Source organism: Actinobacillus porcitonsillarum, assembly GCF_003101015.1.
Taxonomy (GTDB): Bacteria; Pseudomonadota; Gammaproteobacteria; order Enterobacterales; family Pasteurellaceae; genus Haemophilus_A; species Haemophilus_A porcitonsillarum.
In genome coordinates this window covers 1777792-1789408 of record NZ_CP029206.1, presented here as the reverse complement: position 1 = coordinate 1789408, position 11617 = coordinate 1777792, and the positions used below count along the sequence as shown (strand labels likewise).

The 11617-nt window shown below is 38.5% G+C and carries 13 protein-coding genes; 4 read left to right on the top strand and 9 right to left on the bottom strand.

All coding sequences use genetic code 11. The features are described 5' to 3' along the window. Positions 1 to 31: 31 nt before the first annotated feature. The 8 genes from DDU33_RS08625 to efp all read right to left on the bottom strand — a co-directional run bounded on the left by DDU33_RS08625 (position 32) and on the right by efp (position 7155). Positions 32 to 640, bottom strand: coding sequence for a TIGR04211 family SH3 domain-containing protein (locus DDU33_RS08625; RefSeq protein ID WP_005817752.1), 609 nt, complete (start codon positions 638 to 640; stop codon positions 32 to 34). A 98-nt stretch (positions 641 to 738) separates the two neighbouring features. After that, a complete protein-coding gene (locus DDU33_RS08620; protein ID WP_108924753.1) occupies positions 739 to 2001 on the bottom strand; it encodes an inorganic phosphate transporter in 1263 nt (420 codons plus the stop codon). 11 nt (positions 2002 to 2012) lie between these two features. Next, positions 2013 to 2693, bottom strand: coding sequence for a TIGR00153 family protein (locus tag DDU33_RS08615; protein WP_108924751.1), 681 nt, complete (start codon positions 2691 to 2693; stop codon positions 2013 to 2015). 172 nt (positions 2694 to 2865) lie between these two features. Continuing rightward, positions 2866 to 3624 (bottom strand): iron ABC transporter ATP-binding protein, encoded by a 759-nt coding sequence (locus tag DDU33_RS08610; protein WP_005817746.1) that lies wholly within the window; start codon positions 3622 to 3624, stop codon positions 2866 to 2868. Continuing rightward, complete coding sequence (locus DDU33_RS08605; protein WP_108924749.1) at positions 3621 to 4562, bottom strand: iron chelate uptake ABC transporter family permease subunit; 942 nt, start codon at positions 4560 to 4562, stop codon at positions 3621 to 3623. The genes DDU33_RS08610 and DDU33_RS08605 overlap by 4 nt, the downstream gene beginning before the upstream one ends. Next, positions 4559 to 5509, bottom strand: coding sequence for an ABC transporter permease (locus DDU33_RS08600; protein ID WP_108924747.1), 951 nt, complete (start codon positions 5507 to 5509; stop codon positions 4559 to 4561). The genes DDU33_RS08605 and DDU33_RS08600 overlap by 4 nt, the downstream gene beginning before the upstream one ends. A gap of 2 nt (positions 5510 to 5511) precedes the next feature. Beyond that, complete coding sequence (locus DDU33_RS08595; RefSeq protein WP_108924745.1) at positions 5512 to 6420, bottom strand: siderophore ABC transporter substrate-binding protein; 909 nt, start codon at positions 6418 to 6420, stop codon at positions 5512 to 5514. Between the two features lie 168 nt (positions 6421 to 6588). Further along, positions 6589 to 7155 (bottom strand): elongation factor P, encoded by a 567-nt coding sequence (efp, locus tag DDU33_RS08590; protein WP_005817738.1) that lies wholly within the window; start codon positions 7153 to 7155, stop codon positions 6589 to 6591. Positions 7156 to 7306: 151 nt separating this feature from the next. On the opposite strand from efp, the gene DDU33_RS08585 reads away from it, so the two are divergent. The 4 genes from DDU33_RS08585 (at position 7307) to DDU33_RS08570 (ending at position 10750) form a co-directional block, all read left to right on the top strand. Then, the gene (locus DDU33_RS08585) at positions 7307 to 7885 is read left to right on the top strand and encodes a hypothetical protein (RefSeq protein ID WP_108924743.1); all 579 of its coding nucleotides are present in this window, start codon (positions 7307 to 7309) and stop codon (positions 7883 to 7885) included. A gap of 40 nt (positions 7886 to 7925) precedes the next feature. Further along, positions 7926 to 8927 carry an EF-P beta-lysylation protein EpmB gene (epmB, locus tag DDU33_RS08580; RefSeq protein WP_108924741.1) on the top strand — a complete coding sequence of 334 codons (1002 nt, stop codon included), beginning with the start codon at positions 7926 to 7928 and terminating at the stop codon, positions 8925 to 8927. A gap of 85 nt (positions 8928 to 9012) precedes the next feature. Next, complete coding sequence (locus DDU33_RS08575; RefSeq protein WP_108924739.1) at positions 9013 to 10476, top strand: replicative DNA helicase; 1464 nt, start codon at positions 9013 to 9015, stop codon at positions 10474 to 10476. Next, the gene (locus DDU33_RS08570) at positions 10460 to 10750 is read left to right on the top strand and encodes a YcgL domain-containing protein (RefSeq protein WP_108924737.1); all 291 of its coding nucleotides are present in this window, start codon (positions 10460 to 10462) and stop codon (positions 10748 to 10750) included. Before DDU33_RS08575 ends, DDU33_RS08570 begins: the two co-directional genes overlap by 17 nt. Positions 10751 to 10789: 39 nt before the next feature. On the opposite strand, the gene DDU33_RS08565 is transcribed toward DDU33_RS08570, so the two are convergent. Next, a complete protein-coding gene (locus DDU33_RS08565) occupies positions 10790 to 11605 on the bottom strand; it encodes a shikimate 5-dehydrogenase (RefSeq protein ID WP_108924735.1) in 816 nt (271 codons plus the stop codon). Between the last annotated feature and the right edge of the window lie 12 nt (positions 11606 to 11617).

Here is an 11617-nt window from a genome sequence, read left to right as displayed (position 1 = left end):
TATCAGCCACATGCCTAGTAAATGTTAAGTATTATGACCAACCATTATTACGTTTACGGCGAGGGAGAATTAACGGAAGAATAAGTCCCAGAATTAAACCAACAACCAAGACAGATCCACCATAAATAAAATATTGAATAGCAATAGCACGCTTCTCGCTATCTTGCATGGTTTCTAGACTGCGATTTTTATTCTTTAAAATTTCAACTTCACGTTTTAATTGCGCATTTTCAGCAAGAAGATCGCTGGTTTGTTTTTCAGCATCTTGGCTACGTCTTTGCATTTCAACCGTACGTTGTTGCCAATCGCTGTCAATTTTACCTAATTTTGTGCTCAATTCTTGAACTTGTTGTTGTAATTGTGGAATTAAATCTTTAGGGCTTGCCGTTTGAGAGATCTCTGACGCTAATACCCAACCTTCACGATTACGGCTATCTCTGACCAACACAAAACGATCTTTACGGTCTAAGACTGTAATTTTCTCACCTGCTTGAATCGCACCTGAAATTTTATATTGATCACCCGCTCCTTTACGCATATAGGTGCTTAGGTTTTCAGTAATGTAATCTGCAGAAAAAGCAGGAAGTGTTGATCCGAGTAAAAAAGAGGCGATAACAGCCTTACGTAAACTTTTTGTCATTAAAGAATCCTTATCATTTTATATCTTATTTCTAAAATATTAAATTTTAATAGCTTAGAAATAAAATAGGGGAGCAGAGATGTCCGCCCCCGAAAATTTTAGTAGAAAATAGCGTTTAGGATCTTAAAAATAATAATAGAAATGATTGCACCAGCCGGTAGGGTAATTACCCAAGATGCAACGATATTTCTAATGATACCTAAATTTAATGCGGCAATACCACGAGCAAAGCCTACCCCGAGAATTGCACCTACAAGTGTTTGAGTTGTTGAAATAGGTAAACCTGTTCCTGAGGCAATAACCACGGTAATTGCACAAGCAAACTCGGCAGAGAATCCACGGCTAGGCGTTAAATCAGTAATACCAGAACCGATAGTTCCCATTACTTTATATCCCATTACCGCCATACCAACAACGATACCTGCTGCGCCGAGAGGAAGAATCCAAGGGGCTAATGCTGCTTTACTTTGGATGACTCCACCACTTTCTACAACTGAAACCACGGCAGATAACGGCCCGATTGCATTAGCTACATCATTTGAACCATGTGCGAAAGCCATAGAACATGCAGTAAGTAACATTAAAATACTAAAGACTTTTTCTACACCACCAAAAGTTGCGCCTTGTGCTCTTTTAGCAAAAGCTTCACTGCGGAAGTAGAAGTAACACGCAACTACAGCGATTGCTGCAATAACAGATGAGATTAATACCGTTTCGCCTGTTGTAAGGTGTAATCCAACGTGTTTTAAACCTTTAGTCATGGTAACAATACTAAGAATAAATGCAGTTAAAGCCATATAGAATGGACCATATTTCTGTGCATTTTTCATCGGTTCTTCGGTATCAAAAATCAGTTTTTGTGTACTAGTGAAAATAGTATAAGAAACAATACCAGCAACAACTGGTGTTACAAACCAACTACCAACAATACCACCTAATTGTCCCCAATGTACAGCCTGAGAACCAACAGTTAAACAACCAAAGCCGATAATTGCACCGATAATTGAGTGAGTAGTCGAAACTGGCCATCCCATTTTAGAAGCAATTAATAACCATGTTCCTGCAGAAAAGAGTGCTGACATCATACCTAAAACTAATACATCAGGTTTATCAGTAAAAAGACTTACATCAATAATTCCACTTTTGATTGTCTCGGTTACTTCACCACCTGCAAGATAGGCACCAGCAAATTCGAAAAACATTGCTATAATAATTGCTTGTTTTGCTGTAATTGTACCTGAACCAACAGATGTTCCCATTGCATTAGAAACATCATTAGCACCGATACCAAATGCCATAAAAAAACCAAAAATAGCAGTAATAATGACTAACATCGAGCCATATTGTTGAATTAATTCCATGAAGGGTCCCCTTATGCTCTTGCTAACATTAGCTCAATACGCGATCCTATACGTTGAGCTTGCTCTGCAAGAATACTGATACGTTCAATACACTTATATAAGAACATAACATCGATAGGATTTAGATCTTGTTCTAAACCAAGTAATGTTTTACGTAAAACAACTTGTAGTTGATCTGTATCATCTTCGACTTTATCTAGTTCTAAAATCATATTATTTACAAATTTTAGCTCTCGACCACGGAAGCCGGTTTCAAGAAGCTCGTCTAATTCTTCAAGCACTTTTCTTACCTGGCGGCAAGCATCTAAACTACGTGATAAGAATTTTCTAAACGGTTCCTGCATTTGTTCTGGGATCACTAATTGACGACCAAGAATACGACCAGAAATATCTCTTGAATAATTCGCTAATTTATCTAATTGAGTAACTAACTCTAATAAGTCAGTACGTTCTACAGGTAGGAATAAACCACGTGGGAGCTTTAAACGAATTTCACGTTTTAAAGCATCGGCACGAAGTTCTAAATTGATGATTTGCGCTCTTACTCTTTCTGCATCTTCCCAATCTTGGTTGAATGTTGCTTCAAAAAAAGGTTCTAAGAGCTCACTACACTCAGTCACTTTACGTGAGTGTTTTTGTAGAGGTTTGAGTGGCGATTGTGCGAATAAACCTAAAATGTTATTCATTGCCATAGGGAAATCTCCATTGTAAATAAATAAAATATGATTTTGTTAAACACAAAATCTCGCACATTTTACTTGATATAGCATGAAAGATCACGGAATAAATGCACGACCGCTGCACATAAACGTTTGCGTTGAATAAAATTTATTAGCCTTTAAAAACAAACAAGAGACATGTTGTTTAAATATGATGAATAACTAATGGTTTACCCTGATGTTCTAATACTTCAGCGTCTAAATCAAAAATCGTTTTAAGATTTTCTTCGGTGATAATTTCTTTTGGAGAACCGATCAGCTTTATTTTCCCGTTTTTCATCGCAACAATGGTATCAGCATAAGCTGCTGCCATATTGATATCGTGAACCACCATGACCGTTGTTAAAGCAAGCTCATCGGTCAATTTTCTAAGAAGACGCATCAGCTCTCGAGCATGATACATGTCGAGGTTATTTAATGGCTCATCCAGTAAAACATGGCTAGTTTGCTGGCAAAATGTCATGGCAATGAGAGCTCTTTGGCGTTGTCCACCAGATAATTCACTTAAAAAGCGATGCGAGAAACCGATTAAATCAAAACGCTGTAATGCTTCGTCAATAATCTTATGATCAAGCGGTGTGATTTTTCCTTGATGATGCGGATAACGCCCAAACATCAGTAGATCTTTCACGGTAATGCGACTATGAATGACATTGTCTTGCGTTAATATGGCAAGATTTTTAGCAATCTCTCGAGAAGGCGTCGTGGATATATTGCAATGATCAAGAAAAATTTGACCGCTTTGTAATGGGTTAAGGCGAGCAATGAGGGAGAGGAGCGTTGATTTTCCTGCGCCATTTGCACCAATTAAAGCGGTAATGCCTCCATCAGGAATGGATAAATTGATATTGTCTAAAATCGGAGTTTGACCAATATGATAAGAGAGATTTTTAACTTCAATCATTTTTGTTTTTTCAGCATAAGATAAATAAAGACTAATCCACCTAATAACTCGATTACCACACTGAGTACGCCTTGTAATTTGAAAATTTGTTCAAAAAGCGTTTGTCCTAACACAAGGGTGGTACCTGAAATCAAAAAAGTAAGTGGAATACGAACCGCATGGGACACCGTTGGGCTAACAGCATTCACAATCGCACAGACCAATAAACCTAAAAAAAGAATAGGTCCAACTAATGCCGTAGAAACAGACACCAACAGTGCACAGCAAATCAGAAGGTGGCGTGAGAAACGATGATAATCAACCCCTAATCCGATAGCTTGCTTTTTACCAAGTAAAAGTACATCTAGTTTGTGGCGTTGCTGCCAAATCCAGAACATACTTAATAGCGCAATGGTAATCCCGATAAAAAGCAAGGTTGGGTTTGCGGTATTAAAACTGGCAAAAGACGAACTTTGCGCCACTGCAAATTCTTCAGGATCAATCATGCGTTGGAGTAGATTATTCAAACTTCTAAACAGCACGCCAAATACCACACCAATCAGTAACATGCGAGTAAGATCGCTGTTTTCTTTCGTGAGCGTGCGGAAGAGTAATAATGCACCGATTAACATTAACCCCGTTTCAATGGTAAATTTGAAACTGATATCTAATAACGTAAATCCAATGCCACCAAGAAAATAAACTAATAGCGTTTGTGTCAGGAGATAAAGCGAATCAAAGCCTAAGATACTTGGCGTTAAAATCGGATTATGTGTTAATGTTTGAAATAAAAGGGTTGAAACGCCAATAGTATAAGCAACGGTTAAGAGTAAAAGTAATTTTTTCCCACGGAAAGGAATCACAAAATCCCAGTTACCATTGGCATTAAAAAGCATAAAGAATAAGCAACTACAAAGTAGAAGTAGTAAGGCAAAAGCGAGAATTCGAGTCGTTTTCATGAGCGCTGTCCTCTAAAAAGTAAATAGAGGAAAATAAGTGTCCCAATAATGCCGAAGATTGTTGAAATAGGTACTTCAAAAGGCGCGTTAATGACGCGACCAACAATATCACAGGCGAGCATTAAATTTGCACCAAATAAAACGACCGTCGGTAAATTTTGACGCAGTCTATCACCGGCTAAGCGAGAGACAATGTTAGGCACAACTAAACCAATAAAGGGAATTTGCCCAATGGTAACCACAATTAACGCCGTAATCATGGCGACAATAATAAGCGCAAACCAAGTCATTTGGTGGTAATTTATCCCTAAACTCGTACTGATATTTTGCCCTAAACCGGCAATACTAAGACGATCTGCCATAATATAGATCATAAAAGCTAATCCGGCAGTTAGCCAGAGTAATTCATAGCGGCCAGCCAATACCCCTGAAAAGTCACCGGCAAACCAAACAGAAAGCAACTGCAAACTATCGGTTTCGTAGGCAATAAAGGTTGTAATGGATTCAATGACATTACCAAAAATAATCCCGATGAGTGGTAACATTAACTTTTGATGTGGCGGGAGATTTCGCATTAAGAACATAAAAATCGCCATGCCAATAAGTGCACATACGGCAGCAAAGGACATTTTTGCAAGTAATGGCGTAGCAGGGAAGAGTAGCGTAGCAATTAAGATACCTAATGCCGCACTTTGGCTTGCCCCAATCATGCTGGGTTCAATAAAGCGATTTTTTAGGACGATTTGTAAAACCATGCCGGCAATACTTAAGGTTGCACCCACAAGGATGATTGCAAATGTTCTAGGCAGTCGGCTGACAAAAAAGAGTTGAGTTTGTTCTGGTTGCTGGAATACATCCGACCATGAAAAATCTGCTACCCCAACAGACATGCTGATGGGGCAGAGAATTAATAAAAAGAGAAGATTAAGATAAGCTAAATGGCGCATTTTTATTTTGAAAATGCTTGTTTGATATTGTTAAGATCTAAACGCATTTGTTCAACGCTACCTGCTGCTAAATAAGCAGAGCTACTTAAATAGATAATGTGTCCGTTTTTCCATGCTTTTGTTTGGTGAACAAGCGCATTATCGAGCACCTCTTGTGCTGTTTTTCCTTCTTCACCGATGGCAGCGGTACGATCTAATACAAATAACCAATCAGGATTCACTTTTTGTAAGTATTCAAAAGAAACCGGTGTACCGTGGTTAGAACCTTTTTGGTTAATATCTGCCTGAGCAAGTGGAATTTCTAATGCAGAGTGTACCCAACCTAAACGACCAACATCACCAAATGCAGACATTTTGCCACCATTAACTAAAATGATAAGCCCGTTCCCTTTGCCTTTAACGGCAGCTTTGGTTTCGGCAAGTAGCGTTTCTAATTCCGTTTTTAATTTGTTGGCTTCGGCTTCTTTGTTGAATAATTTACCGTAAGTTTCAATGTTATTTAAACCGGCTTGAATGGTATTCACATTGCTAGGTGCAGTCATATCAATGGTTGTCGCAATGTTTTTTAACTCATCGACTTTTTTCGCCGCACGACTACCTACAATGATAAGATCAGGTTTGAGTGAGCTTAGCACTTCAAAATTAGGTTCAAATACCGTACCAATTAATGTGGCATTCTCGGTTGCTGCTTTTAAGTAAGGTAAGGTTTTGACTACATTTGGGCTCCCTGCGACTTTAACACCTAAATGATACAGTGTATCAATCGCTGCGGCTTCAAAAACAGCCACTTTAGTTGGTGTTTGTGCAATCGTCACTTCGCCACGAGCGGTTGGAATTGAAACTTCTTTTGCAAAAGAGAGTGTGCTAAGAGAAGAAGCCAGAGCTAGAGTAAGTAGTGCTTTTTTGAACATAATCATTTCCTTGGTTAAGTTTTGTTATTGAAAATAATTCTCAAGATTGTGTTTATCTTAACCGAGAAAAATACAAATGGGAAGGGTTATTATTTAAGAAAATAAAAAAGCGGTTATTTTCTGCAAAGTTTGCAAGAAAAATAACCGCTTAATTAACGTAAAATGAAATTATTTTACACGTGAAACGTATTCGCCAGAACGAGTATCCACACGGATAACTTCACCAATTTGTACGAATAATGGTACACGTACTACTGCGCCTGTGCTCAATGTTGCAGGTTTACCACCTGTACCGGCTGTATCGCCTTTTAAGCCTGGATCTGTTTCAACAACTTCTAATTCAACGAAGTTTGGTGGAGTAACTGCGATAGCAGAACCGTTCCATAACGTGATGATACATTCTGCTTGATCAACTAACCATTTGTCGTTGTCGCCTAATGCTTTTGCATCAACAGAAATTTGTTCAAATGTTTCCGGGTGCATGAAGTACCAGAAATCTTCATCTTTATATGAATAGGTGTAGTTGTAATCAACAACATCCGCCGCTTCAACAGAAGTACCTGATTTGAAGTTGATCTCTAATACTTTACCAGAGATAAGTTTACGGATTTTTGTACGGGTAAATGCTTGACCTTTACCTGGTTTTACGAATTCGTTTTCAACGATAACACAAGGTTCACCATCTTGGATGAATTTTAAACCCGGTTTGAAATCATTAGTGCTGTAACTAGCCATTGTTTCCTCAATTTATTTAACAAAAAATTAACAAAATTGAATCACCCACTATTGGGTTTATCAAAAAGACCTATATAATACAGTAATTAGAGAAAGATCTCTAAAAATTTTTGCGATATAATCCAAAAAATCTTACACAAAAGGACACACTATGAAGAAAACCATTACACTTGCCGCAATTATTGCTCTCTCATTTGCAATCATTGCAGAAGCAAAAGGAGGACGTTCTGTTTCTCGCTCTGTTTCAGGTAAACCGATTGCAGCGCAAAAAACGCAATCAATCAATTCAAATACGCAAAAAGATGCGACATTTGACAGCACGCCTAACCGTGCGATTCCAAATCAAACTCAAGCACAGCAAGCAACGGGGAATAACCGATTAGCAAGCTTTGCAACAGGTGCGGCGGCAGGTTATGTGTTAAGTGAAATGTTAGCGCCAACAGCAGCGCAAGCTCAAACTCAAACACCATCAACAGAACAAGCTGCAGCAAACCAAGCGGTTGAAAATCCGCAAAATGTTGCAAATGCAACAAATGCTACATCAAGCGTTGCAACATTTAAAAGCATTGGCGGTCAAATCGATCCATTCTTAGTAGAGAAAACAGACGGTTATCGCCGTTACTGTATCGCAAGTGTGCAATACTTAGCACCGGCACAAGGTGGACAAACAACGCCTATCGTGATGGTAAACCCAAATGGTTCGCCATTAGCTTGTCAATTAGTTCAATAATTTCACCATCCCCTCTTCTTAAAGAGGGGAATTTATTTCTATGCAATCAATTCAACTCCAATCTTCAAAGTTACAATGGCAGCTTGATTTAGCCCAAGCGTTTAATGATCCAGTCGCACTTTTAGAATATCTTGAGCTTAATCCGCAAGAGTTTGAACAAGCCATTTTAGCCCGTAAATTATTTGCGATGAGAGTACCTCGCCCATTTGCCGAAAAAATGCAAAAAGGCGATAAAAATGACCCGCTTTTTCTTCAAGCGATGACATCTTCTGACGAATTTACCCAAGTAGAAGGGTTTATAAAAGATCCTCTGGAAGAACAACATAGCCCTGCGCCCAATATTTTGCATAAATATCACAATCGATTGTTATTTATGGTTAAAAATAGCTGTGCGATTAACTGTCGCTACTGCTTTAGACGCCATTTCCCTTATGAAGAGGTAAAAAGTGGAAAAACGGTATGGCAACAAAGTTTGCAATATATTGCAGAACATCCGGAAATTGAGGAAGTTATTTTATCCGGTGGCGATCCTTTAATGGCAAAAGATGAGGAATTAGATTGGATTTTAACCGCATTGGAAAAAATTAACCATGTTAAAACGCTCCGAATTCATACCCGTTTGCCTGTGGTTATTCCAAATCGCATTACCTCACAATTATGTTTACGATTTGCGGATTCTCGTTTAAATGTTGTTATGGTCACGCACATTAACCACGCAAATGAAATCGATATTGTTTTAGCAAACAAAATGGCTGAATTAAAACAAGCGGGAGTTGTTTTGCTCAATCAATCAGTGTTATTGAAAGACGTGAATGATAGCGCAATAACACTAAAAGCTCTAAGTGATAAGTTATTTTCTATTGGGATCCTACCTTATTATTTACATTTGCTAGATAAGGTGGAAGGGGCAAGTCACTTTTTTGTGGAAGATGAAGTTGCCTTTAGTATTTATAAAGAGTTACAAAAGATCAGTTCGGGTTATTTAGTACCTAAATTGGCTCGAGAAATCGCTAAAGAACCAAATAAAACCTTAATGGGATAACCACCGTAATCATTTTGGCATTTGCAAAAAATTACGCTAAACTAACCGCTTATCAAGCTTAAACAAACGGAAAATAGGGCGAAAAATGGCTGATTATAAACCTTCATCACGTGATACCGTCAAAGATAAACAAGTGGAGCAAATTGCTATCTCTCCACATTCTATTGAGGCAGAACAAGCTGTGCTTGGTGGGATTATGCTCAATAATGAACATTGGGATAATGTTGCTGAAAAAATACAGTCGGTGGATTTTTATAATTACGCACACCGTTTGATTTTTGAACAAATGACAGAGTTGGCACGGAGTAACCAACCTATTGATATTATTACGCTAGATCAAGCGCTAAAAAATAAAGGGATTTTGCAAGATGTTGGTGGTTTTGCTTATCTTGCAGAATTATCTAAAAATACGCCAAGTGCTGCAAACATTCTTGCGTATGCGGATATTGTAAGGGATCGTGCCGATCTTAGAAGCGTCATCAGTGCCGGAAATCAAATTGCTGAAATGGCTTATCACACCAAAGGCAGAAATGCGAAAGAAGTTTTGGATGAGGCGGAAAGGGTTGTGTTTGAGATTGCAGAAAAACGCAATACAGGCAATGAAGGTCCGCAAAAAGTGGACGATATTTTGATAAATACGCTTGCCCGAATAGAGATGTTATCTAAGCAGAAAGATAATGGTGGGGTAACAGGTGTAACGACCGGATTTACGGATCTCAATAAAAAAACAGCCGGTTTACAGCCTTCAGATCTGATTATTGTCGCTGCTCGCCCCTCAATGGGTAAAACGACTTTTGCGATGAACTTATGTGAGAACGCCTCTCTCATGGATATTGAAGATCCTAATGATCTTGATGAACAAGGTAATCCAAAGAAAAAACCGGCAAAACCTGTGCTTATTTTTAGCTTAGAGATGCCTGCCGACCAAATTATGATGCGTATGTTGGCCTCTTTATCACGTGTCGATCAAACCAAAATCAGAACGGGTCAAATTCACGATGATGAAGATTGGGCTAAAATTTCTTCAACGATGGCAATTTTGCAAAAACGTAACAACATTTATATTGATGACAGTTCAGGTTTAACACCAACTGAAGTCCGTTCAAGAGCAAGACGTGTGTATCGTGAAAATGGCGGTTTAAGTTTGATTATGGTGGATTACTTGCAATTAATGAGAGCGCCGGCATTTTCAGATAACCGAACGTTAGAGATTGCTGAAATTTCTCGCTCTTTAAAAGCATTAGCAAAAGAGTTACAAGTCCCAGTGGTTGCACTATCACAGCTAAATCGTAGCTTGGAGCAACGAGCGGACAAACGCCCTGTAAACTCGGACTTGCGTGAATCCGGCTCTATTGAACAAGATGCGGATTTGATTATGTTTATTTATCGTGATGAAGTTTATAACGACAATTCTGATCTCAAAAATGTGGCAGAAATTATTATCGGTAAACAACGTAATGGTCCAATCGGGCGAGTACGTTTAACCTTCCAAGGACAATACTCTCGATTTGATAATTATTCTGGTGGAGCTTATGATGACGAATACTAATTTATGTGCAATTTATAAAAGTGCGAAAAAAGAAGGCATGTTTTTATACGTTCCTAAACGTGAGGTATTTGAGCAAGTTCCGGAATCTTTATTACAGATTTTTGGCAAACCGCAATTTGTGATGCTATTTAATCTCACAGGCGAAAAGCAACTCAAGCGGGCAAAAAATGAAGAAGTTTTGCAAGCGATTCAAACTCAAGGTTTTTATTTGCAAATGCCACCTCCGCCAGAAAATTTGCTTGAAGCATTCTTGGAACAGAAAAGGTCATTATAACGAAAAATGGACAATCAATATGATTGTCCATTTTCATCGCTAGTGAGACGCTCTTGAAAATGCTGCAGCTTCTGCAATTAATTCATCACTTGGACGAATTCCCGTATAAAGCACAAATTGTTCTACTGCTTGTAAAGTCATCACTTCGGCGCCGGAAATAGTTTGTTTACCCTGTGATTGAGCATATTTTATTAACGGAGTTTCCGCTGGCATTGCAACCACATCAAACACACTGGCAGCTTGTTTTATCATCGTTTCAGGGAATGCTAAATCAAACTCTTCTTTTCCGCCTTTCATTCCAATCGGGGTAACATTGACGAGAATATCAGCCTGTTGATTTTCAAGGCTATTGATATACTCATACCCGTAGAGATTGGCAAGATAAGTCCCCGTTTCTGCATTACGTGCATAGACTTTCAGCTGTTTAAAACCAGCGTGTTTAAAGGCAGCAACAACGGCTTTTGCCATACCTCCACTACCTTGAACGATAACCGAAGCGGTTGATTTTAATTGATATTTTGCAATGAGCTTTTCAATAGCGATATAATCGGTGTTGTATGCTTTTAAATAACCCTCCGTATTAACAATCGTATTGACCGACTCAATCGCTTGAGCGGATGCATCAATTTCATCTAAAAACGGCATACAAGCCTCTTTAAATGGCATTGAAACGGCACAACCTCGAATACCTAAAGCTCGCACGCCTTTTACTGCGTGTTCAATATCTTGGGTGGTAAAGGCTTTATAAACAAAATTTAAGCCGAGTTTTTGATAAAGGTAGTTATGAAAATAAGTACCGGTATTGCCTGGTCTACCGGAAAGCGACATACAGAGTTGTGTGTCTTTGTTAATCATATTTTCCTCTAT